Consider the following 22,294-nt stretch of genomic DNA (forward strand, 5'->3'; position numbering starts at 1 on the left):
CCTATCGGATCGCGCCGACGCCACCGAGTTTCGAGCCGACCTGTCCGGAGAACCGGTGTTCCGAGCGCAGGCCCTGGTAGAACCGGTGCCTGTACTCCTCGCAGTGGTCGTTGTACGTGGGTTCCGTGCCGATGGCGAGGTGGCCGACGGCGGGCTCCTGCCGGGAGTAGAACCACTTGTCGGAGCCGTCGTCGAGTTCCCGGTATCTGTTCGCGAGGGCCGGCATGGCAAGCTTGCCCGTGCCGGAGCCCTTGTAGGCGACGCGCCATCGGGAGGCGCCCGTACCGTTGGTCCAGCTGTACCAGCTCGTCATACGGACTGCGACCCCGCGGGTCCGGACCGAGGCGGCGTCACGGTGTCGTGGTCGGCGTCGGGCGGGCAGGCAACGGGTCGCCGGTCCGTCCGGGCTTATATGCGGGAGTGGTGTCGGGGTGGTCGGGGTCGACGGCGGCTTCGAGTGCGTCGAGTTCGGCGAGCCAGTGGACGGGGAGTTCGTCGACGTCGGGCAGGCTCGGGTCGGCGATCACGGCCAGGTGCGCGGTTCCGGCGTATTCGGCCAGGCAGACGGACAAGTGGTGGCCCGGGGGCAGGAACATGAGCGGCAACAGGGTGTGAATGTGATGACCGTGGAGTTCGAGGGGGCGTGCGGGGCCGGGGACATGGGTGGCGACCAGGGTGATGCGTCGCGGGTGCAGGGCCCGTGCCAGGACCCGACCGTGCCAACGGGTCGGCAGGGTCTCGAACAGGGCGTCCGCGTCCGGGTCCAGGCGGTCGATTCGGATGTTCGCGGTGGCCAGGTGAGTGGCGGCCAATCGCTCGCCGGCGGTGGGCAGCCGGCAGGGCAGGACGACGGGGACGCCACGGTGGAAATTGCCCACCGCGTTGCTCGTGTCGCGTCGCCGGGCGTCGAGGGGGACCATCGCCCGTACGGTGCCGCGGGTGTCGTCGGGCAGCCACGGTCGCAGGGCGCCGGCGAGGGCGGCCAGGTAGACGTCGTTGAGGCTGGTGCGGCTCGCGCGCGCGATGGCCTTCAGCCGAGGCAGCGGGGTGTGGACCCAGCGCCGACGTGGTGGGCCGGTCGGTGCCTGGACGCGTGCGGGGCCGAGGGTGATCGAGCGCGCCGGCAGCGCGATGTCGGCTGCCGCGCCCAGCAGGGCACGCATCCGGCCGGGTGTCCAGGAGGGCGACGACCCGGGGGGTGTGCGGCGGCGCGGAAGGCCGGCTTCCCCCAGCGCGGCGAGCATGACCCCGATCAGCGACATGCCGTCGAGGAGGCCGTGGTGAGCGCGCAGGAGCAGGGCGAACTCGTTGTCCCGGTGGCCGTGCAGCAGGGTCACACCCCAGGTGACGTCCGTGAGTGGCCGGGCGCACACGCGCTCGATCCCCGCGTGCAGCGCAACGTCGCCGCCGTGGGTGGGCAGCACCACTTCGTCGAAGTGGTCGGTGGGCTCGGCCGGGCCGCGCGCGTTCGCGCCGGGCGGGCGGGCCCGGTCGCACAGTGGCGGGTGGGCGGCGCGGGCCAGGTCGATCAGCGCGTGCAGTTCGAGGGTCGAAGGTGTGGGGCCGGCGACCAAGGCCACCCCGCCGATCTCCATGCTGGAATGCGGGTGCGCCGCCGCGTAGTCGAACCAGCGTTCGCCCGCCGCCGCCCCCTTGTCATGCCCGAGCACGATGTTCTCCGGTGGGTGTCGTCCGTGTGGTGATGGTGTGGGTGCGTAGGCGGTGGCGGCGTGTGGACGCGTTCGTGGTCACCGGGTGCCCGACGAGATCGTCGTCATCGCAGCCGACGCTTCGGGCGAGTCGGGGCGGTCGTCGGGGATCGCGGCGGCGACCTCGCGCACCAAGGCCCAGGCGTCGCGTACCGAGGTCTGCGAGGCCAGACGTGAGCCCAGGGCGGCGCGCAGGACGTAGCGGCCGTCGACGGTGGTGGGAGTGAGCAGGATTCGCCGGGTGGCGTCCAGGTCCGTGCGCAGACGTTCGGTGCGCGTGTTTTCGCCTTCGAGGCGGAAGCACACCAGTCCGAGTGTGTGCGAGACGAGTTCGAAGCCGGGGCTGTCCCGGACCAGGTCGGCGAACAAAGCGGCGAGCGAGAGCTGTTCGCGGATGTGCGTGCGCAGGCCCTCGATGCCGTGGGTGCGCAGGACGAACCACAGTTTCAAGGCCCGGAAGGGGTGCATGAGCGGCACCTGCCAGTCCCGGAAGTCGGTGACGTGGCCCGAGTCGCTGGCCTGGTTGCGCAGGAAGTCCGGGCGGATGTCCATGGCCGCGGTCAGGCTGCGTCGGTCGGCCACCCACATGGCGTCGCAGGGCGGCCCGGTCAGCAACCACTTCGCTGGATCCAGGGGCACCGACTGTTCTTCACCCTCACCCAGGCCACCGTCATCGCTCTGCGACACGCCCTGAACGCCCCTTCGCCCGCCGAGACGGCCCACGGCCTGGACAGCGCCGCGCACTTTCTGCGCGCCTGTGCGTCCGCCCTGCGGATCACCGCGTCCTTCGGCGTCGACGACTACCACGAGACCGTCCGGCCCTCGATGGCCCCACCGCATGTCCGCCGAACGGGGTTCTCCGGCCTGTGGTCGGCCGATCACCGGGTCCTGGTGCGGTGCCTGCGCGAGTGGGGTCTGGCCGCACCGACGAAGTCCGCCACCCTGCGGCCCGCCCACCGACGCCTGGTCCAGGTCCTGACCGAAGTGCACCATGCCCATGTGGGCGTCTGCTCGCGCTTCGTCGGCTCCGGACCCTCCCTGCTCCGCGGCGCGGAACCGGGAGTGCAGGCGCTCGAACGCCTGTGTCGGCGCCGCCGCGCCGGTCTGGACGTCGCGCCCGCCGGCACGCCGGCCCGACTGCCCGACGCCCGGGACGGGATCATCACCGCTGCGCGGAATTCGTCCCGTGACGGCCGCGCCCGCTACCTCGGGGGCGAGAGGTAGGCGTCGACCAGTTCGTGGAGGCGGGCGCCGTCGAAGCTGCCCTCGTGTCCGGCGTGTACGACGTCGACGTCCATCCCGAGGAGTCGGTGCATGCTGGAGCGGTAGGCGGCGACGTCGCTTCCGAGGAGGTCGTCGAGGAGGAACTCGTCGTAGACGACGTCGCCGGAGAAGAGGATGCGGTTTTCCCGGTCGTGGAGTCCTATGCTTCCGGGGCTGTGCCCGGGCAGGTGCAGTACGTGGAGCACGCGGTCGCCGAGGTCGATCTCGTCGCCCTCGGCCAGGGCCCTGGTCACGGCGGTGGGGAGCAACCGGTAGGTGGAGGTGTCGTAGTCGGCGTCGGGTACCGCGCCGACGAGCAACGGCGGCAGGTCGTCCGTGTAGAGGGCGGACATTCCGACCATGCCCGCCAGTTCGTCGGTGACCAGCGACCCGCGGCCCGCCTCGGCGACCGGTTCGGCGTCGTGTGCCCAGCATTGGGTGAACTCGTGTGCGGAGCCCATGTGGTCCAGGTGGGCGTGGGTGAGTACGACGACGGGCTCGCGGTGTGTGCCGACCAACTCGGGGAGCGCGCTCCGCAGGGACGCCACTCCCAGCCCGGTGTCGATCAGCAGGTCGTGGTCGCGGCCCCGGATGTGCCAGGTGTTCGCCCGCAGCAGGGGGTGCACGTGCGGCTCGGTGACGAGTGTGATCGCCTCGTCGATACGGGTGGCCGTGAACCACGGGGTGGCCACGGGCAGGGGCGCCGCCGTGGTTGTCACTCGACGGATTTCGTTCATGGTTTCGCTGCTTTCTCCGGGGCCGGCGGGGTGACGGGCGTTCGCGTGGGGCGGGTGGTCGGGGGTAGAGCACGGTCGTCAATACCGCGTAGAACAGTGCGTAGCAGGCGAGGGCGGTGCCCAGCAGGCCGTCGACGACCACGGCGGTGGAGCGGCGCCATGCGAACCCGGCGGCTTGCAGGCAGAGGCCGGAACTGTACATGGTCATCACGTTGTTGGTGATCGAGCCGAGCACGATGACCAGAAGGAACAGTGGGTGGAACCAGCCGGGCAGGATCGTCTGGAGGGAGGTCTGGGGTCGGTCATGTCGACGGCGGTTCCGGCGAGGACGCCGAGCACGCCGAGCGCGACCGAGGGAATGAACCCGCCCAACGCGGTATACAGGGCAACGGCGCGACGGGAGGAGTCCTCGGGGAGGTAGCGCGCGTAGTCGGCGCTCATGCTCCACGACAACGGTGCGGCGGCGATGAGGCTGACGCCCGAGACGGCCACGGCCCACAGGGACCATCCGGTCGGCGCGAACGACGGTTCGGGTGAGTAGTCCCAGTGGGCGTGAGCGAGTACGTAGGCGCCCAGGACTGTCATGACGGTGGTCGGCAGTGCCGTGAAGTACGGGCTCAGGCGCACGATGGTGGCGTGCCCGTAGGTGCTCAGGGACAGGGTGGCCGCGGCGACGACCAGGACGACGACGATCCGCAGCGGCCGGTCGGCCGACAGGCCGATCCGCTCGGCGAGGGCGAAGCCGGCCAGCGCGCCGACGGACAGGTTGACGGCCTGGTAGGCGATGAAGGTGGGCAGGTTGAACACCGCGACGTTCACCCGGTTCCCGCGGGTGCCGAACATGCTTCGTGTCACCACGCTGCTGGGGGTACCGGAGGACACCCCGCTGATCGCGAGCAGCCCGATCAGGCCCCAGAACAAGGTGCCCACGACGACGACCGCGATGCCCTGCCACGCGTCGAGGCCCAGCAGCACGAGCAGCCCACCGAGCAGCAGGCACAGGTAGTTGACGTTCGACGAAGCCCACACGGCGAGCAGCTCGCGCGGCCGACCGCGCCGGTCCGCCGGCGGGACGTGGTCGATGCCGAGGCTTTCGACCCGACCGAACTCGTCGACGGGGTCGGGTCTGGCGGGAGTGGTGGACATGGAGCCTCCGGACGGACGAGGCTTGCGCCTGCCGCACTGTAGAGCATGTGCTCAATAGTGTTGAGCGGTGATTCAATATGCTGTGCGGCATGACGTCAAGACCCGAGTCGAAAGCACGGCGCAAATCGCCGCAGGACCGTCGCGCGGAGATCGTCGCCACGGCGACCCGAATGGCGCTGGAGATCGGACTCGAACAACTGACGCTGCGTCGGGTCGCCGAACGGCTGGGCGTGGCCAACAGCCTGGTCAGCCACTACTTTCCGTCGGTGGACGAGTTGCTCGCCGAGGCGTTCGACGCCGCCGCGCGCCAGGAGATCGACCGGGTCTACGCAGCCGCCGAGGCGGACCCGGATCCGGTGCGACGGGTGCTGGAAATCGTGGACGACTACGTCACCGGCGACCGGGAACGGATGGCCACGCTGTGGTTGGGGGCCTGGTACAACGGCCGCACCCGCCCGGCACTGCACGCCGCGGTGACCGAACTCATGAACGCCGAAATCGGCAGACTGGCCGCGCTGATCGAGGCCGGCAACGCCGAGGGGTCCTTTCGCGCGCCCGATCCGGTGTCCGGCGCGATCCGTATCCTCGCGGTGTGTGACGGGCTGAGCATCCAGGCGGTCATGCGCGCTCCGTGGGACCACACCGCGGCCCGCGAACTCGTATACATCGTCACCGAGCGGGAACTCGGTCTCCCCGCCGGCACATTCGACGCCGCCCGGTCGCGCGGTGGGGCGGACACGCCGTCGTAGACCGCCGAAGCGAATGCCCCTCCTGCGGGGCTTCGGGCCGGAGTCGGGGCACGCCGACAGCCTCGGTGGCCGGCGAGAGTGCGCCACCGAGGCTGCCGGCCGGGCCGGAGCGGTTTCCGGGGGGTGCTTGCTCGGAAGCGCCAGTCGACGCGTTCGTGACCGCGGTCGACGATGTCGCCGAAGCGGCCGCCGAGGAACCCGAGGGGTTCACCGGCGCGTTCGCACACCTCCAGCACGCGTCCGATCACCACGATGTGGTCGCCGGCCGTAAAGTGCCGTTCGACGTCGCACTCCGGATGCGCGAACGCGTCGGGGACGACCGGTACCCGGTGTCTTCCGTGGATCACGTCCAGGCCGGCGAAGTGGTCCTCGCCCCGAGGCGCGAAGCGCAGCGCGAGGTGTTCCTGGCGAGCGGACAGGATGTCGACGGCGAAGCGCCCGGATTTGGTATCCCGGCCGCGCCGACGAACGGCCCGCGCGCCGACGTTCGGCGGCACCGGCCGGCGCGGGCGCGGTGCGGCGCTGCCCGGCGAAGGCCAGTCCCCCGGCCACCACGAACGTCGCGGCCAAGGCCGTGCCGTGTGCCGCCCGGCCGCCCGCGTCGGCCGCGCCGACCAGGGCCGGTCCGGCCAGGTAGCACAGGCCGTTGCCGAGCGCTGTCGGTCAGGACCGGCAGCGCGCCCACCGCGACTCTGTGGCCCAGCAGGAGCAGCGGCAGTATCCGGGTCTGGCCGAAGTGGTCGATCAACCGGGCGAGTTGTGGTCCGCAGTGCCTCGGCGACGGCGAAGCCGGCGGTGACCAGGCCGGCCGTGGCATAGGAGCCGGTTCGGCCGTGTACCAGCCAGACGATGCCCAGTCCGGTCGTCGCGATGCCGATGCGGCCGAGGGTGGCGGTGAGGAAGAAGGCCGCGGCACCGGGGGTGCGCAGCAGGCTGCGATAGGTCGCCGACGACACGGCGGGTGCCCTTCGCTGCCCAGGGCGCCGAAGACCCCGGGTGGTCCGCCCCGCGCCGACCCGTGGTCAAAGGTTTCCTGGCCGCGGCCCCCGCCTGCACCGAGGCGTTACTCGGTGGCGATCCCGACCCCGAAGCGCAGGCGATGTGCCACGCCCTCGGCGCCGTCGCGCGAGGATTCGCCCCCGCGACGCCGGAGGCCCTCGCCCGGGACGGGGAACTCGCCCTGGCCACCGAGCAGAGAGCCCGCACGGACGACCTGGTAATCGAACTCGACACGAGAACCCTCGACATCCTCGCGAACGCCTGAACGCGCGGGCCTCGATCGTCGCCGTGACCGTGCTCGCGCACGATCCGGCCGTCGGGGACACCGTGTCGGACCTCCCGACCGACGCTGTCGGCCACGCGCTCCGCCCCCGCTCCCCGAGCGCGCGGAATACCGAACGCGCCCCGACCGTGGGCGTGCCGCCGCAGCCCGGCCGCAGGGCCGGACTCAGGTGAGGTCGAAGGTGAGGTTCACGGAGCCGTCCCCGTCCGACCCCTCCGTGAAGGTGAGGACTCCGTCCTCCGCCTCGACGATTCGCACCACGATCCCGCCGCGATCCTCGCCGGGAAACGCAAGGGAGAAGAGGGGATCCATCTCCATGAGGAAATCCCAGCCCTCACGTTCGGTCGTGCCGAGGCCCTCGACATGGCGACCGGTTCCCCGCCACCCGCCGACCGCGTCGACCGTGACGGTGATGTCGATGTCGTACATCCCCAGGCACATCGAACCATTGGCCCACCACTCGAGCCGCGCCCGACCCACGAACCGATTCATGAACACACCATGCACGACGCCCGATCCGCTCCATCCACCGGACCCACGCCCGCGACGGTCCTGCGACCCGCACTCCGACGAGCGAACGGCCGGCCTCGGCGCGGCCCTCGACGCCGGACGCCCTTTGGCGCCAGGGCGGTTCCCCACCGCCGAGCCCCGCGAACGCCTGCACACCGACCTCGCCCGCGCCTGCCGACAACTCGGCAAACCCGATCGGCTCGCTGATGGCGCGGCGATGGACGGCCGTCTCTCGTGTCAGGATCCGTTGCTGACGTTGTTGCGCGCACGACACGCCATTCGCGACGGTCGCCACCATGTCTCCGGACTATCGGCGCGGCGCATCGACGTGGCCGGCGGTACAGCAGCCGGGACGATCCGCCGGACGATCGCGCGGTGGATCCCTCACGCGCGTGTCCGCGGCGTGCGCCGCCGGCCGGGCCGGAGTTCTCTGATCGCCTGACGACGCCAAATGGCGGCGGCTACCCTCGGTTTCCGGGGAGCGCGGACCGCCTTCGGCGTCCGCGAGACGGACGGGGGAACCATGGGCGCCGATCAGGCGGGTATCGAACTCGCCAGCGCTGTACAGTCGTTGCGCGACGAGTTGATCGAGGCTGCGGCCCGGGGCGCCGGCCGGAACGTACGGTTCACGGTGGAGACCATCGAGTTGGAGTTCACCGTGGAGTTGCGGGAGGACACCACAGGCAAGGCCGGCGTCAAGGCCTGGGTGATCTCCGCGGGGGCGGAGGCGTCGCTGGGCAGGACGAACACGCACCGCGTGAAACTGGCGCTGAGCGCCAGGGACACCACGACCGGCCGCGCGCTGGAGATCGGCAACCCCGACCGCGGCAGCACCTCGGGCTTCACGCACGAGAATCCGGGCGACGACGGCGGCAGCTGATGCACCCGCACCGCTCGCGCGTTGCCGCCGTGTTCGGTACCGGCCAGGGCAGCGGATATCTGCTGAGCCCGCGCCTGATCCTCACGTCCGCTCACGTCGTGGGCGGCACGACTGCCGACGCGATCGCGATCGGCGGGGCCGGGGAGGTGTCCTGCGATGTCGTGTGGCGACGCAAGGACGCGCAGTGCGACGCGGCGTTGCTGATGGCCCGCGCCGATCTCCTGCCGGACAACGCGCCGGACGTCTTCGCCGCCCCGCTCCGCTGGGGCGAATTCACGACCTTACGCCCGTGGGACGACGGCCAGACCATCGGATTCCCCCAGGTGCAGCGCGGTGACCGGAACCAACTCGACACCGAGCATGTGACGGGGCGGATCAAACCGGGGTCGTCGCTGCTTCGCGGTCGGTACGTACTGGAGGCGACCGGCACGGCACCGGATTCCGCATCGGCGTGGTCGGGCCTGTCCGGTGCCGCTCTCTTCGCCGGCACGGCGTTGGTGGCGGTGGTGGATCAGGCGCCGATCGGGTGGGGCCACGGGCGAGTGGAAGCGGTCCCGGTCCGCGTGATCGCCGACGACCGCGGTTTCCAGGCGGCCGTGCGCATGTACGGAGAGCTGGACGTCGTCGTGGAAACACTGGACCCGGTCCCCGACGACGAGCGCCGTGACCGCGCGTTCGAAACGGAATATCGGGCATACATCGCCCGCCGCCACGCGAATGTCGAGACGCTCGGGGACACCGAGAGCGACCGGATCGTGCTGCCGCTCGACTCCGCTTTTCTGGCTCTCGAGTTGGCCCGGACGTCTCCGCGCATTCGCCTGGACGGGGTCGACCCCGGCGCGGAGACCGACGTCGGAAAGCGCATGCATGAAGCGATGTCCGGCCGCACGCGCATCCTGCTACAGGGCGCGGCCGGTTCCGGCAAGACGACGCTCATGCAGTGGCTCGCGGTGCGCACGGCTCAAGGGGACCTGCCACCGGAGCTGAGTCGGCTGGAGAACCGAGTTCCTTTCGTGATCCCCCTGCGTGCCCTCGGCGACATGCGACGCGGCCCCGAGGCCGAGCAGTTGCCGAGCGCCCTGGGGTACCCGGCCGCGGCCGCCCAGCCGCCGAACTGGTCGGCGCGGCTCTTCAGGCAAGGGCGCGGCCTGCTCCTGGTGGACGGCATCGACGAGATCCTCCGCGAACACCGCCCCAGGGTGCGCTCGTGGCTGGAGGGCTTCCTGTCGCTGTATCCGGAGACCGCGGTGGTGGCGACGTCCCGGACCTCGGCGATTCCGTACGACTGGCTACCGGGGTACGCGTTCACGACGCTGAGCGTGCTGCCCATGAGCCCGGCGGACGTGGACCGCTTCATCGATCGTTGGTTCGGCGCCATGGCCGACAAGCCGGAGTGGCACTGGGCCAGAGACCAGGTCGAGGGAACCGGCGCCCGAGTACGGGAGCAACTGGCTACCCGGCCCAACCTTGCCCAGCTGGCCGCCAATCCCCGGCTGTGCACGCTGATCTGCAAAACGGCGCTGCTCAGCGGCCACAGACCGCCGGAGAGTCCGCTGTCGCTCCACGAAGCCGCTCTGGACCTCCTGCTGCACCGACGTGACGCGCAGCGGGGATTCGCCGCCACCGAAGGCGTCCACTTGCATCATTCCGAGCAGGGGCTGCTTTTCGAGGCGCTGGCCTCGTGGATGGTGGTCAACGACCAAACGGACATGGGATACCCGCGGGCCCGGAAGATCATCAGACGCGCCGGTCCGCGCAGCCTTCGCACCAAGTACACCGAGGCAGTCCTACAGCACCTGGTGGTGCGCAGCGGAATCCTGCGCGACGTCGGGGACGACAGCTTCGCCTTCGAACACAGCACCTTCCGCGACTACTTCGCGGGCCGGGCGTTCGCGGCAGACGGCCATGTCGGTTTTCTGGTGAAGAACGCGCACGATCCGGCCTACGAAGACGTCGTCCGCATGACGGCCGGGCACTGCCAGGGCCGCGACGCCGACTCCCTGTTGGCGGCGCTGGTCGCCCGTGGCGACCGCGAGCCCGTTCACCGGATGCGCCTCCACGTACTGGCGGCCTCATGCCTCGACTACACGGTCCAGGTCGACCCGGCGGTGCGCGCGGCCGTTTCCCGGCGCGTCGAGGTGCTGATGCCTCCGGACGACGACGCGGCCGCCGATGTACTGGCGGAGGTCGGACCGATGGCGCTGCCCCTGCTGCCGACTCCGGACGGTCTCTCCGCCGATCAGGCGCGCGCCGTCGTCCTGACGGCGTGCAAGATCGGCGGCCCGGGAGCGGTTGCCGTGCTGGAACGCTTCGCGGCGTTCGACGACTCCGTGGTCCGGGAACGCGTGCGCTGGGGGCGCGAACGCGTCGGCTCGCCGCCGGCATCAGCGTTCGCGGACTGATCGGGGCCTGATGGATGGGATCGTCGTTTGATGTGATGTGGATGTCCGTGGTGGCCTGACCGATGGCCGGTGAGTTGCGTGGCGACGCACGGTCGGAACCGTTGCAAGGTCGGCTACTGACGACATGAGGCAGCGGGCTACCAACCGCCCCGAGCAAATCCGGTGGCACCGACAGCCTCCGGCGACAAGACTGCACCGGTGAATCCCCTGTCACCGCCGTCCGACCCGCTCCTCCTGCCGGTACGGGATCCGCGCGCCCGCGACGTCGTTCTCGACTATGCGGGCATGCACGCCCTGGTTGCCGAGCTGGTTCTGCCCGGCGACGCGCCGATGTACGTCATGAGCGCGATGGAAACCTCCCGCGAGCTCATCCGGCACTCCTACTACCGGTACGAGTTCGCCACCGTCGCGGTCACGCATTCCCTGTTCGCCCTGGAGCACGTCCTCGCCGAGCGCCTGGCCACGAACGGACCGCTCCACGTCCTCATCCAGCGGGCCGCCGACGCAGGGCTCATCACGGCCGGACTCGCCGCCGAACTCGACCGCGCCCGGCTGCTGCGCGACAAGCTCACGCAGGGCGCCGAGTCAAGTGCCGCAGTCCGCCCGCTGGGGGCCGTCGCACTGGTGCGTGCCGTCTTCGACGCCGTCTCCCTGCTCCTTCGCCCACCGTCCTCGGCAAAGGCGACAGCCGCCGACGCGGGCGGAGCACAGCCCGAACGGGGACTCGCCCGGCTGTGGGAGGACCACCTGCGTGCACTGTTCCCCGACGGCTTCCGCGGCGTGGACTTCGACGGCGTGGACCTGGTCCTCCTGGACGCCGACGTCGCCGGCCTCGTGCACACGGAACTGAACGGCGGACTCGACGACAGTGGCATCGCCTACATCTGGGGCTGCATCGCCGACCTCGACAAGATCGTTCCTCTGATCAACGAGGAGTACTGTGCCTCCTACTTCTCGAAACTTCGGACGATGGCCCAGGTCGCGGCAGCGCCCTACATCCCCACCGCGACCGACCACGGGGGGTGAAACAGACTCGGGTCGTCCGGCATCGATCCGCCCACTGTCGAGAGTGCAGCAGACTCATTCACCCACGACCTTCGTGTCGATCGGATGCGTCCTTGGTCGGAGCACGTGATCGAGCGAAGGCCGTTTCCACGTCCGGCGAACTCCCGGACGAGTGAACTCGTTCGATAGGCGTTCGAGATCGTGGCACCATGGGCCGCGTGACGACGAACCGAAGGGCCCATGCCGCGTAGACAGCCGGCTCGCATCCGAGCCTGCTTCCCTCTCCACCTGGCCTCAAGGCCCATAATCGACGGGGTCTCCGCGCGGTCTCTCTCCGAGATCGCTCACCTCGAACGCACCCGGAACTACCTGCAACCAGGGGATGTCACCGCTGCTGTGCGCCTGTGGAGAGACCACGTCCACCGCTCCGAGCGCCAGTTGTGGCACGACTACGAGTGGGCCAACGTCCACTGGTACTGCTGCGGCAATCCTTGGGAGGCCCGCGCCCTCCTCGACGCGGTGATGCATGCGATGTCGCCCCGAGGCGCCCGCGAACTCCGGAGGATCATCATCAATCGGCTTGACGCCGACTACCGGCTTCCCATGCCGCCGCATGACGGAGGCGGAGGTTGAAACGTAAGCTCGGTAACCTGCGGATCCAGGCCCCGGCGTGCGTCGGCCGGATGTCTCGTGAGACATACCGAGCTCGACCCACGCCTGCCGAGTTGGAGCGGTTCCTCCTCCCGGTCGCGCGCCTCCGGCTCGTCCCACGGCGCCTCGCGCGTTGCGAAGTGGCTCGTGATCGGGGTGGGCTCATAGCACGGGCGCGGCGGTACAACCAGCTACTTTCGTAGCCGCGTCGTGCAACCTTGGCGGGTTCCCGTGTGAGCCCGGTCGTTGCAATCGTGTAATCGTTCGTACGCACCGCGTATGAGAGACCCGCACGGGCACTCGTGGACCGATCGGCCGCGCGTCGCGATGGCCCTCGTTTTGGGCCTGACTTCGCCGAACGCACCACCGCACCACCGCACCACCCCCGACCCTGGCGCCGCACGAGGTCGACATCAGCGAACGAACCCACTACGGGAGGCATCGATGTGATCAACCGATCCCGGGCCGTGGCACCCGAGGCGCCGGCGTCGCCCTTCGGCACTACACGCGTGTTGTCGATGTACAGGCACGACGCACCGGCGTCCGAGTACTTCGGACCGACGTGAAGGCGAGCATGCAGCCGTCGGCGGCGAGCGCGTGGGCCAGGTACCTGGAACCCCCGGTGTCCGGAGAGGAACTCGGGTCGGAGAAAGGTATTGCTCGGGCGTGAGAGCGAACGTGCGCGCAGCACGATTTCCCCTTCGTTTCCTCGGTCCGCGACGACGCCTGGGCCGGGACCGACTCGCGTCGGAACAGCCATTTGCGCCGGACCGCCTGCGGCACTCCGAACGAGTTTGAATCAGCTGGACGGACTTGATGCGGCGCCGTGCAGGCGGTGAAGTTTCCAACGGCAACCCGGCGGAGTTCCCGGCCTGTCGGGCGGGTGGTATTCGGAAACAAGTCGGTACACCAATGGTCGTTGGGATCTCATAAAAAGAAAAAGTGTCATCGCTTCTTTCGTTCCCTTATGCGTACGTACTCAGGGAAAGGAATTGGCGATGACACTTTTCTTGCCGTTGTGCCGATATCTTCCACCGCGGAGCACTCCACTCGGCAGGGGCTGATTATCCAAGATTCGTCGGGGAATGCGGCAGATCGTGTGGATGGCACTCCTGGGCGGCCACGGCACGATGGTGCCCTGTCCGCTCGTGCGAGCGGACAGGGCACCACCAGTTCGGGTTCTCGGCAGCGCAGGTCAGCAACCGCCACGCGAGATGGAGCTGATGACGTCGTTGAACTGCCACTCGTAGGCCAGCAAGGACGAAACGACCTGGCGAGGCCCGATTTCACGCCGCGAGCCCGTGTACGTGCCGTCGGAATATACGCACCATGCGTCATCCGTGTTGTTGATGATCGCGGTGGTCTTGTCGTCGAGGTCCCGGTCGAACAGTTGGCTCTGGCTCCTGGTGAAACCGGCGAAAACCGCCTGGAAATTTTCGTCTTCGAAGAGGCAGAAGCGGTTGCTGCTGCACTGTTCGGGAGACGCGGCGGCAGGGCTTGCCGACAGTCCGGCAAATGCAAGACTGGCGATCATTAAGGCGGCAGAGGCCGCTGCGGACTTCCGAATGTTCACTACTACCCTCCGGGGTGGAGTCAACCTTGCCCGAGTGCAAGGAGGGGTTCAGCATATGGTCAACCAGGTGAATGCGCTATGCGCCTGACGGCCTTTTCTGGTTCTGTCGCGATTTCCGTGAAATCCGGAATGCGATCTTTCCGGTTCTTGAACATGCGGTGTTTCCATATCCGAGACGACCGCCATTCTCGGCCCTCGCGGTACGCATGCCGGATTCGGCCCCGCCGGCCATGGCACATCGCGCGGGCCGGAAGGTGGCGCAATTCCTGCACGGTGAGTCGGCGGTTCATCGGGCGCCGGTAGGGGTCGACCCTTGGTCGACGCGAACGCCGTGTCCGAGTGGAGATCGTGCCGCACGCCGTCTCATTCCCGCCCCGGGTCGGACACACGGGGCAAGCCCCTGATCGGGTGCCGCACGCCGCCCGCCACTCGAACGTGTGAGTTCGAAGGCGACCAGGCGGACGGACCCGGCCCCGAACGCCAGGATCGTATCCAGGTTCGACACATGCGCCCGTCCGGTGCGGTTGCCGCCCCGGATCCGGCGCGTTCTCGGAGCACCTACCGGCCGCCCAGACGGAGGACACCATGAACACCGAGCCCGATCCCGCCCATTGCCCCGGATTCGAACAGCGACGGCGGTTCCCGCTCGCCTCCCCGCCCTCCGGAACGCAGCAGTGCAACGCGCGTCGCTCGGCACGACCGGGGACGAGGTCGGGGGCATGAGCACCGGCGGTGACGTGGACGGCATCCGCCCGGACGCGGTGCCCGGCCCGCACGCCGCGGAGCTTCCGCTGCCGCCCGCCGCGGTGCCGGGCGGGCCGCGCGACGGTGACATCGCCGACGACCTGACGGAGGCGTACTGGTCCGTCTACGACGGCGCCGCGTCCACGGCCACCGTGGGACAAGTCCTCGCGCGGGTGCCGCGGATCATGCGCCGGATCGGCCGGCTGGCCTGGAACGCGGATCGGAACGCGACCATGGCGGTCGTGGGCTTGCAGCTCGCCTCCGCCGCGATGACGGCCTTCGGGCTCCTGGCCTCGGTGGCGGTACTGCGGGAGCTGTTCGCCCACGGGCCCACCCCGGACAGGGTCCGCGCGGCCGTCCCCCAACTCCTGGTCGTCGTCGGCTTCTTGAGTGCCCGGGCGCTCCTGGAGGCGGGTGTCGCCGTCGGGCAGGCCAGGGTGACCCCGGAGATCCGCACCGCTCTGGAGTGCGAGTTCCTCGCCCTGACCGTGCACGTACGGCTCGAGGTCGTCGACGACGCCGACTGGCACGACGAGGCCTACCGCGCCAACGACCGCGGCTTGTTCTACGCCCGGCAGATCGTCGGCCAGGTCGTCTCCCTGGCCGCGGCACTGCTCGCGCTCGTAGGCACCGCCGGCGTGCTGGGCGTCCTCCATCCCGCCTTGTTGCCACTGCTTTTGCTGTCCGTCCTGCCGGTCGGCGCGGCGGCCGTGCACAGCGCCCGCGCGCGCTTTCACTCCTTCAAACGGTGGAACACCCTGCAGCGCAGGGTGCGGGTCTTCTCCTGGCTGCTGTTGGAGAGGGACGCCGCCGCCGAACTTCGCTCGGACACCACCCAGCGAGCGCTCCTGGAGGAGCACCGACGGCTGACGACACGGATCGCCGAGGAGGACACCCGCCTGGGTGTAAGTGCGGCCCGGCCGGCCCTGGCGGGTCGAGCCGTCGGCGGGATCGGCATCGGCATCACCTACACGGCGCTCGGCACGATGCTCATCGCGGGATGGCTGCCGCCGGCCGCCGGCGCGGGTGGACGAGGTGTCCTTCACCTACCCGGGCAAGGACACCCCGGCCCTCGACGGCGTCTCCATGACCCTGCGGGCAGGTCGCACGGTGGCGTTCGTCGGCGTCAACGGCTCCGGCAAGTCCACCTGCGCGCGGCTGCTCGCCGGACTGTACGAACCCCACGCGGGCACCGTGTGCTGGGACGGCGTGAACGTGCTGGACATGGGCGCCGAGTCGCTGCAGGCCCGGGTCGGCTGCGTGCTCCAGGACCCGCTCCGGTTCCCGTTCAGCGCGCTGGCCAACCTGACACTCTCGCGCGGCACCCTCACCGAGTCCGACCCGCAGCGGGCCCTGGACGCCGCGCGAGCCTCCGGCGCCGACCAGGTCATCGCCGCACTGCCCGGCCGATGGGAGGCACTGCTTGTCCAAACGATTCCGCGGCGGACAGGAACTGTCCACCGGCCAGTGGGCGAAGATCGCCGTCGCCCGCGGCCTGTACAAGAACGCCCCCGTCCTGCTGCTGGACGAACCCACCGCCGGCATGGACCCCCGCGCCGAACACGCCGTGTACGAAGCGGTATTGCGGGACAATCCGCGCCCCGATCGGATCACGGTGCTCATCTCCCACCGCCTGGCGAGCGTGGTCGCCTGCGACCGCATCTACGTCTTCGACGGTGGCCGCATCACCGAGAGCGGCACCCACCCGGAACTGCTGGCCCTCGGCGGCGACTACGCCGCCATGTTCACCCTCCAGGCCGCCGGCTACCGCGCCGAAGCCGAGGAAACGGCATGACGCCCAACCACCGCAACCCCGCCCCGCCGCGCCCGTCGGCGCCCGGCCGGAGAACTTCACCACACACTGCCACGCCACCGACGGCCCGATGTGCGCGAACCCTTGACTTCGCGGAAGGCAAGGATTCCGGGCGCTGGGTGCGCGCGAGCGGGAATCTCTCGCCGAGCGCACCCCCCGCTCCCGACGGCGGCGGCCGGGTTCTGGACGTGGGATGCCGCATCGCACGCGTTCACGCCGTAGCCGAGATCGGCCGGGTGCACGGCCCACTTCCCTCGCCCGGCCCGCGAGGAGCACGCCGACCTCGAGGGCGTGCGTTGATTGCGCCTGGACATCGAGCGGGACGACCCGGCGCCGCTGCACGGGGAGAGGGGTACGACCTGATCATGCTGCGGCCGACATACCCCGTCCTGAAGGACCGCGCTCGCGTAATGCACGGGCCGGGCGGACGGCTTCGCGACGCTGGCGCGCTCGTCGGCGGCGCATCGCCTGGGACAAGGACGAGATCGGCCCGGTCTGCGCGGGCTGGGAAAGGGCGCAGCGGCTCGACACGGTCGTCACCGACGACGCCGGCCGGGTTTTGCTTGGCCGGTCGAGGTGCGGCAAGTCCAGCGGCGCGGAGGGTGCTCCGTCGAGGTGGCCCGGCTACGCGAGGCGCGGCACCGTTTCGAGGCGGGATCCGGCGGCTATAACGCCGAGTTGACCAACCGACGCGGCCCTGGGCACGCCCGCGCACCTCGTGCCCCGCGACGGCTTCGACGCCCGCGTGGCCACCTACAACTGCCCGGAACGCCGCCCCCGTATGGCGGGATCAACCGGCCGAGGGCAGCCGGCCGGTCCTGCCGTTGGAAACGGGCGGCCACACCTCGACCGTTCCCGAACTCCATTGCAGTGTGCGGCCGTTGACGACGGCATCCCAGTCGGACTGGCGAGCGTGTTCGCGGCCTCCGTGGACCGGCCGTGACACTTCGTCAAGGACGCGATCCGTTCGACGAACGCCCCTTTCCCGCAAGTGATTTCGTCACACACGAAGCGGCGCACACGCACGGGGACGGACACACACCGTCGCCGAGCGGCCGATCCGCGAGCCGTCGTGGGTGGGCGTCGTGCACCTTGCCGCCCTCACATCCACACCCGGGGCAACGCGCCGTCGGGAGCCCACAGTGCGCGTCGACCCGGACCCCGTCCACCATCGGGTCCCGGACCTCCAGCCACACCAACCCTCTGAACCCTCCGGCGTCCTCCGTGCAGAAGACGTTGAACGCCCGACCTCACTCGGGGCACCGGTTGTTCGGAAGCAATCGTCTCGGAATGCGCGCCACAGCCCGGTCGGCCACCGGGGACGGGACACCTTCGTGTCCATCGCGGCCGGCTTCGGGAGTCCCGGGCCCGCTCAGTGGGCCGTCGGAGCCGGCAGCGTGACGGTCTCGCGCAGCTCGTCGGCGGCCTGGGTGATGAGCTGTGAGAGGGAGGCGTCCGGGTCGGTCAGCCAGCGGGACGCGGCGCGCCGGTGGATCGCCAGCACCACGTCGATGACGAAGCGTGCCTTGCCGGGCTCGACGCCGCGGCGCTCGAGCGCCCGCGTCAGCGCGTCGGCGATGTCGGCGAGCTTGATCAGATCGCGCTCGGCCAGTGCCGGGTTGGCGGCGATCACTCTGGCGCGGCGCAGCAGGTACTCGCGCGGGCGAAAGATCTCCTCGGTGGTTCTCAGCGCGGTGAGCAGCGCTTCGAGCGGCGTGAGGTCCGGGTCGGTCGCCTCGAACTGGGCGACGAGGTGGGTCTCGAGCTGGTTGCCGGCGAAGAGGACTTCCCGCTTGTCGGGGAAGTAGCGGTAGAAGGAGCGCTCCTTCAGGCCGGCGGCGACCGCGATCTGCGCGACCGAGGTGCGCTCGAACCCCTGCGTCTCGAACAGCTCGAGTGCCGCGCGTTCGAGCCGGCCCTGTGCGTCGGATTCCCATCTCGGCATGCCCGTCAGGATACGACAACAGAAGCTGTCATCGACTGATAGGGTCGATGACAACAGATGCTGTCATCACTGGGAGATGGTCATGAAGGCTCTTCAATTCGACCGGTTCGGTTCCCCGGACGTGATCGTGCTCCGCGACGTCCCTCAGCCGGAGCCGGGCCCCGGTCAGATCCGGATCGCCGTGCGGGCGTGTGGCCTGACACCGGCCGACTGGCACGTCGTCGACGGTCTCCTCGCCGACCGTCTGCCGCCGCTGCCGCGCGGGCTCGGCTTGGAGGTCGCGGGCACCGTCGACGCGCTCGGTGAGGGCGTCACCGGCGTCCGGGTCGGCGAGCGCGTGTTCGGCCCGGCCACCTTCGACGGCCCGACGGCCGGCGCCGCCGAGTACGCGCTGATGCCGGCGTGGGCACGCATCCCCGAAGGCGTCACCGCCGAGCAGGCCGCCGCGCTGCCGATGGCGGCCGAGACGGCGTGGCGCGCGCTCGACGACCTCGGCGTCCGACCGGGTGAGCTGCTGCTCGTCCACGGCGCGGGTACCACCGTGGGTGAGGCGGCGGTGCGCTTCGCGCTGCACCGGGGAATTCGGGTGATTGCCACCGCCGGGCCGAATCGGACCGCCGCCCTGGAAGGGATCGGCGCCCGGGTGGCCGCCTACGGCGAGGGCATGGCCGAACGCGTCTGCGCACTGGCCGGGGGCCCGATCGACCGCGCCCTGGACACGTCGCCGACCGGGGGCCGGATCGACCGCGCCGACCGGCCCAGCCCGGCCGGCGGCTCGCTGCCGACCCTGATCGGGCTGACCGGGGAACCCGACCGCGTCCTGACCGTCTCGGACTTCGCCGCCGCGGCCGAGCTGGGCGTCCGGATCACCACCGAGATCCGCTACGACCGGATGGACGAGTTCGCCCGGCTCGCCGGCGAAGGCATCCTGGTCGTACCGGTCGCCCGCACCTACACGCTCGACCGGATCCAGGAAGCGGCCGAGCTCAGTCGGTCCCGCCGACCCGGCGGCAAGCTCATACTCGTCCTGTGATCGCCCTGCCGGGCCGACAAAGCCAGACCACCCCGACGAGGTCTTGGTGCGGAGCGGCGAGTTGCAACGAGCCGCTTGCCAACGGGCGCCCACGCGGACCGTCGCCCTCGAACTCGCGGTGAGGCAGGCGCCACCGTCGCGGATCGCCATCGATGTTGCGCGAGCGTCGGGCCCGGCGGAGCGAGTACCCGAGCAGGCGCAACGGGTCGCGCAGGGGCTCGTAGTTGGTTTCTCCATGGAGGATCCTCTGTCTCTCGCCCGCCTCGCGGGGTGGGACCCACGAACTCCCCTGCTGCGACGGCCGAACCGCGAGAACGGCCGGTCGGCGAACGAGCCCGGCGCAAGCCCAGTACCTCGCGGAACCGTTGCCTCCAGTGACGCCGAACGTTGCCGATATCGAGGACCCCCAACTCCCAGGAACGACATATTCGGCCGAACACGCAAGGGCACCGACAGGTCGACGGCGCGCGAAGGAGCCGACCCGAGTGCAGCGCGGCGCGAGGCCTCGGCGGGGGCGGGCGTCGACAGGCTCCGGTAACGCCGGTCCCACGCGTGGGGCCCTGCGGTCGCGGTGCCGGACCGTGCATCACCGCGGCTCGGCTCGTCAAGGAAACATGCGGAAAGACGGGAACGGCGCGCCGGCGGTGAGCCCTGGCGTGACGAAATGAGACCGGAGCGCGACGAGTTCGGCGACAGGGCAATGCGTGGAGTTGAGGGTGATGACGGGTGGTGCGGTGGCGGTGCGCGGGTCGCGGTCGAAGATCTTCCGCCTGGAACGCGGCGAGAGCCCGCCCAAGCACCACGACGTGATGGACCTGTTGCGCGCCTACGGGGTGCGTGAGGGCGCGACACTGGCCACTGTCGAGGACCTGCTGTGCAGAACCGACGAAAAACCCTGGTGGCATCGCTACGCCGACGTCAGTCGGGGTGGACGGCCCGGGCGACCTGGTGGACGTTGTCGCGTGTCGACAGGCAGGAGCCGTGGTCGAGGGATTGCCGGATCCCGTGCTCGCGTGCCAGCACGCGCACCGCCCGGGTGGTCGTCGGTGTCGCCGAGGAGGTAGTCGTACATGCGGGCGACGCTGGGGGGTCTCGTGTCGATCGGGGGCGGCCCGGAATCGGCATCCTGGTCCAGGGTGTCCCCTCGACGTCCGCGCCACTCCCCCGCCAGGGTGACACGCCCCCATGCTGGGGAACCGAGCATCCGGGGGCGGGCAACTCCTGTGGGTGAACGAGGGTTGCCGGGACCTGTTCGTGCGGCGCCGGCGCGGATCGGGCGCGTGTGGGCGCGTGGCGGGGTGCGCGGCGTCGAGTTCTCCCGAGGGTCATCACGAGCACTCGTCGTCCTCCGCGATCGGCCTCCTGCCGTGCGCCCCGGATCGGTGCGGCTCGGACGCGGGATGACCGGTTCCGGGCGGGTCTCGGTGGCCGGATGGTGTCGCAGGCGGGGCCTATGCTGCGCCGCCGTGGACGCTGAAGATCTCGACTATCGGACCCGGACCCAGTCCGGGTGTATTCCTCCGCATCTGGTCGCCCGCCTTCTCGACCTCGGGCACCACGAGGTGGTGGCGGCCTGGGCGGCGCGCGGGGAGTGGTTTTGTGCGCGCGAGCACGCACGGTTGCTGAGCACGCAGGGCCGCCACGTCGAGGCGGTGCGGGTGCTCGACCCCTACCTGGCTACGGGGTGGTGGACGGCGGCCGAGGCGGCGGCCGAAGTGCTGGAGGGGTGGGGGAAGGCCGACGAGGCGATCGCGCTGGTGCGCCCGCGCGCCGAGGGCGGGAGCTCGCCGGAACTGGCGTTCTGCGCGCGTCTGCTCGCCCGGCACGATCGCGCCGACGAGGCGTTCTCGCTGCTCGCCCCCCACATCGCGGACCGGATCGCCGCAGCGGCGCTGGTCGACGTCGCCGCGGTCGCCGGTCGCGACGAGGAGGCCGCCGAGCTGTTGACCGCCCGCATCCGGGCCGCGCGCGACTGTGATCGCTGCGGCCTGCCGGCGTGCGGCCGCGGCGGTGTCGCCCCGTCGAACGCGGTCGAACTGCTCGCGGAGATCCGCGAACGCCAGGGCCGGATCGACGACGCCGTCGCCCTCCTGCGCACCCGCGACATCACGTCGGTCGGCAACCGCGACCGGCTCGCCGACCTGCTCGCGCGGCACGGCCGGTTCGAGGAACTGCGCGCCTACGCGACGGTCGAACACCACGGCCACGCGGCGGCGCGTCTGGTGGAGTGGCTCGAGGAACGCGGCGACGTGGAAGGCGCGATCACGGTGCTCCGGGATCGCGTCGACGCGCGGGCCGGGTTCTCCCATCCCGAGGTGTGTCTCGCGCAGTTGCTGGAGCGGCACGGCCGCGTCGACGAGGCGATCGCGGTGATGCGCGCACTCGTCGACGCCGACCCGGAGGACTGGACGGTGTCCATCCTGTGCACCATGTACGCCGACCACGGCCGCGCCCGGGAAGGCCTGGCCCACCTCGACGACATCCTCCCGGGGCAGCAGGACTGGGAGTTCTTCGGCAGCCGGATCGACCTGCTTGCCGCATGCGGGCTGCACGAGGAGGCGATCACCCAAGCGCGCGCACACCCCGAGGGTGACAGCTGGTACGCGGCGTGGACCATCGCCGAGACGCTCGCCGACGCCGGCCGGCTCGAAGAGGCCGTGACCGAGCTCGAACGACACCCCACCGCCAACCCGACCTTCCTGGACCGGTATCTGATCGACCTCGGCCGCATCGAGGAAGCCGTGGCGCGCCTCCGACGACCCCACCCCAGGCCGACCTGGCCCGCCGCAACCACGTACACGGACTGCCCCCCGTTCTGAACGTCGGTGGACTGCGACCTCCGGCGCGCGATC

The 22,294-nt window shown here is 70.4% G+C and carries 20 protein-coding genes and 2 pseudogenes; 11 read left to right on the forward strand and 11 right to left on the reverse strand.

The features are described from left to right. Position 1: 1 nt before the first annotated feature. From B4N89_RS41245 to B4N89_RS41255, 3 genes are all read right to left on the reverse strand, one after another. Entirely contained in the window at positions 2-313 is a 312-nt protein-coding gene (locus tag B4N89_RS41245; RefSeq protein WP_078981765.1) for a hypothetical protein, read from the reverse strand. A gap of 37 nt (positions 314-350) precedes the next feature. Continuing rightward, a complete protein-coding gene (locus B4N89_RS41250; protein WP_078981766.1) occupies positions 351-1,670 on the reverse strand; it encodes a WS/DGAT domain-containing protein in 1,320 nt (439 codons plus the stop codon). A 78-nt stretch (positions 1,671-1,748) separates the two neighbouring features. Then, the gene (locus B4N89_RS41255; RefSeq protein ID WP_235619281.1) at positions 1,749-2,348 is read right to left on the reverse strand and encodes a pyridoxal-dependent decarboxylase; all 600 of its coding nucleotides are present in this window, start codon (positions 2,346-2,348) and stop codon (positions 1,749-1,751) included. A gap of 186 nt (positions 2,349-2,534) precedes the next feature. On the opposite strand from B4N89_RS41255, the gene B4N89_RS41260 reads away from it, so the two are divergent. Beyond that, the gene (locus B4N89_RS41260; RefSeq protein ID WP_078981767.1) at positions 2,535-2,933 is read left to right on the forward strand and encodes a hypothetical protein; all 399 of its coding nucleotides are present in this window, start codon (positions 2,535-2,537) and stop codon (positions 2,931-2,933) included. Here the strand turns inward: B4N89_RS41260 and B4N89_RS41265 are convergent. Further along, the gene (locus B4N89_RS41265; protein ID WP_078981769.1) at positions 2,912-3,709 is read right to left on the reverse strand and encodes an MBL fold metallo-hydrolase; all 798 of its coding nucleotides are present in this window, start codon (positions 3,707-3,709) and stop codon (positions 2,912-2,914) included. The genes B4N89_RS41260 and B4N89_RS41265 overlap by 22 nt on opposite strands. A 207-nt stretch (positions 3,710-3,916) precedes the next feature. After that, positions 3,917-4,855, reverse strand: coding sequence for a cytosine permease (locus tag B4N89_RS41270; RefSeq protein ID WP_078981770.1), 939 nt, complete (start codon positions 4,853-4,855; stop codon positions 3,917-3,919). Positions 4,856-4,944: 89 nt separating this feature from the next. On the opposite strand from B4N89_RS41270, the gene B4N89_RS41275 reads away from it, so the two are divergent. After that, positions 4,945-5,604 carry a TetR/AcrR family transcriptional regulator gene (locus tag B4N89_RS41275; RefSeq protein WP_161500996.1) on the forward strand — a complete coding sequence of 220 codons (660 nt, stop codon included), beginning with the start codon at positions 4,945-4,947 and terminating at the stop codon, positions 5,602-5,604. A gap of 185 nt (positions 5,605-5,789) precedes the next feature. Here B4N89_RS41275 and B4N89_RS53200 read toward each other — a convergent pair. Then, positions 5,790-6,560: pseudogene (locus tag B4N89_RS53200) on the reverse strand (flavin reductase family protein); the annotation flags it as partial. A 5-nt stretch (positions 6,561-6,565) separates the two neighbouring features. Here B4N89_RS53200 and B4N89_RS48405 point away from each other — a divergent pair. Beyond that, positions 6,566-6,868: a hypothetical protein gene (locus B4N89_RS48405; protein WP_143658272.1), complete on the forward strand. Its 303-nt coding sequence runs from the start codon at positions 6,566-6,568 to the stop codon at positions 6,866-6,868. Between the two features lie 183 nt (positions 6,869-7,051). Here the strand turns inward: B4N89_RS48405 and B4N89_RS41290 are convergent, their stop codons facing one another. Beyond that, positions 7,052-7,378, reverse strand: coding sequence for a hypothetical protein (locus tag B4N89_RS41290; protein WP_078981773.1), 327 nt, complete (start codon positions 7,376-7,378; stop codon positions 7,052-7,054). Positions 7,379-7,919: 541 nt separating this feature from the next. On the opposite strand from B4N89_RS41290, the gene B4N89_RS41295 reads away from it, so the two are divergent. From B4N89_RS41295 to B4N89_RS52225, 4 genes are all read left to right on the forward strand, one after another. After that, a complete protein-coding gene (locus tag B4N89_RS41295) occupies positions 7,920-8,276 on the forward strand; it encodes a trypco2 family protein (RefSeq protein WP_078982355.1) in 357 nt (118 codons plus the stop codon). Beyond that, positions 8,276-10,678 (forward strand): NACHT domain-containing protein, encoded by a 2,403-nt coding sequence (locus B4N89_RS41300; protein ID WP_078981774.1) that lies wholly within the window; start codon positions 8,276-8,278, stop codon positions 10,676-10,678. The genes B4N89_RS41295 and B4N89_RS41300 overlap by 1 nt, the downstream gene beginning before the upstream one ends. A gap of 198 nt (positions 10,679-10,876) precedes the next feature. Continuing rightward, a complete protein-coding gene (locus B4N89_RS41305) occupies positions 10,877-11,704 on the forward strand; it encodes a hypothetical protein (RefSeq protein WP_235619282.1) in 828 nt (275 codons plus the stop codon). Between the two features lie 375 nt (positions 11,705-12,079). Beyond that, on the forward strand, positions 12,080-12,316 hold the full coding sequence (locus tag B4N89_RS52225; RefSeq protein WP_235619283.1) for a hypothetical protein: 237 nt from the start codon (positions 12,080-12,082) through the stop codon (positions 12,314-12,316). A 1,213-nt stretch (positions 12,317-13,529) separates the two neighbouring features. Here B4N89_RS52225 and B4N89_RS41315 read toward each other — a convergent pair. Together B4N89_RS41315 and B4N89_RS52230 are read right to left on the reverse strand one after the other, a co-directional pair. Beyond that, positions 13,530-13,907 carry a peptidase inhibitor family I36 protein gene (locus B4N89_RS41315; protein WP_143658273.1) on the reverse strand — a complete coding sequence of 126 codons (378 nt, stop codon included), beginning with the start codon at positions 13,905-13,907 and terminating at the stop codon, positions 13,530-13,532. Positions 13,908-14,775: 868 nt separating this feature from the next. After that, positions 14,776-15,108 (reverse strand): hypothetical protein, encoded by a 333-nt coding sequence (locus B4N89_RS52230; RefSeq protein ID WP_235619284.1) that lies wholly within the window; start codon positions 15,106-15,108, stop codon positions 14,776-14,778. Positions 15,109-15,737: 629 nt separating this feature from the next. Between B4N89_RS52230 and B4N89_RS52860 the strand changes: the two are divergent. Together B4N89_RS52860 and B4N89_RS52865 are read left to right on the forward strand one after the other, a co-directional pair. Further along, a pseudogene (locus B4N89_RS52860) lies at positions 15,738-15,929 on the forward strand (ATP-binding cassette domain-containing protein); the annotation flags it as partial. A 145-nt stretch (positions 15,930-16,074) separates the two neighbouring features. Continuing rightward, positions 16,075-16,446, forward strand: a complete 372-nt coding sequence (locus tag B4N89_RS52865; protein WP_268812598.1) for an ATP-binding cassette domain-containing protein — start codon at positions 16,075-16,077, stop codon at positions 16,444-16,446. A 1,390-nt stretch (positions 16,447-17,836) separates the two neighbouring features. On the opposite strand, the gene B4N89_RS41325 is transcribed toward B4N89_RS52865, so the two are convergent. Continuing rightward, positions 17,837-18,409 carry a TetR/AcrR family transcriptional regulator gene (locus B4N89_RS41325; protein ID WP_078981776.1) on the reverse strand — a complete coding sequence of 191 codons (573 nt, stop codon included), beginning with the start codon at positions 18,407-18,409 and terminating at the stop codon, positions 17,837-17,839. Between the two features lie 82 nt (positions 18,410-18,491). On the opposite strand from B4N89_RS41325, the gene B4N89_RS41330 reads away from it, so the two are divergent. After that, entirely contained in the window at positions 18,492-19,442 is a 951-nt protein-coding gene (locus tag B4N89_RS41330) for an NADP-dependent oxidoreductase (protein WP_078982357.1), read from the forward strand. A gap of 918 nt (positions 19,443-20,360) precedes the next feature. Here the strand turns inward: B4N89_RS41330 and B4N89_RS52240 are convergent. After that, complete coding sequence (locus B4N89_RS52240) at positions 20,361-20,471, reverse strand: SAM-dependent methyltransferase (protein ID WP_414646471.1); 111 nt, start codon at positions 20,469-20,471, stop codon at positions 20,361-20,363. A gap of 437 nt (positions 20,472-20,908) precedes the next feature. On the opposite strand from B4N89_RS52240, the gene B4N89_RS41340 reads away from it, so the two are divergent. Further along, positions 20,909-22,261, forward strand: coding sequence for a tetratricopeptide repeat protein (locus B4N89_RS41340; protein WP_078981777.1), 1,353 nt, complete (start codon positions 20,909-20,911; stop codon positions 22,259-22,261). Positions 22,262-22,294: the final 33 nt, after the last annotated feature.

The organism is Embleya scabrispora (assembly GCF_002024165.1).
GTDB classification, from domain to species: domain Bacteria; phylum Actinomycetota; class Actinomycetes; order Streptomycetales; family Streptomycetaceae; genus Embleya; species Embleya scabrispora_A.

Excerpts from the sequence above, each read along its gene's own strand:
- B4N89_RS41245 (WP_078981765.1), bottom strand. The coding sequence starts at position 313 with ATGACGAGCTGGTACAGCTGGACCAACGGTACGGGCGCCTCCCGATGG.
- B4N89_RS41260 (WP_078981767.1), top strand. The coding sequence starts at position 2,535 with ATGGCCCCACCGCATGTCCGCCGAACGGGGTTCTCCGGCCTGTGGTCG.
- B4N89_RS41265 (WP_078981769.1), bottom strand. The coding sequence starts at position 3,709 with ATGAACGAAATCCGTCGAGTGACAACCACGGCGGCGCCCCTGCCCGTG.
- B4N89_RS41270 (WP_078981770.1), bottom strand. The coding sequence starts at position 4,855 with ATGTCCACCACTCCCGCCAGACCCGACCCCGTCGACGAGTTCGGTCGG.
- B4N89_RS41275 (WP_161500996.1), top strand. The coding sequence starts at position 4,945 with ATGACGTCAAGACCCGAGTCGAAAGCACGGCGCAAATCGCCGCAGGAC.
- B4N89_RS41290 (WP_078981773.1), bottom strand. The coding sequence starts at position 7,378 with ATGAATCGGTTCGTGGGTCGGGCGCGGCTCGAGTGGTGGGCCAATGGT.
- B4N89_RS41295 (WP_078982355.1), top strand. The coding sequence starts at position 7,920 with ATGGGCGCCGATCAGGCGGGTATCGAACTCGCCAGCGCTGTACAGTCG.
- B4N89_RS41300 (WP_078981774.1), top strand. The coding sequence starts at position 8,276 with ATGCACCCGCACCGCTCGCGCGTTGCCGCCGTGTTCGGTACCGGCCAG.
- B4N89_RS41325 (WP_078981776.1), bottom strand. The coding sequence starts at position 18,409 with ATGCCGAGATGGGAATCCGACGCACAGGGCCGGCTCGAACGCGCGGCA.
- B4N89_RS41330 (WP_078982357.1), top strand. The coding sequence starts at position 18,492 with ATGAAGGCTCTTCAATTCGACCGGTTCGGTTCCCCGGACGTGATCGTG.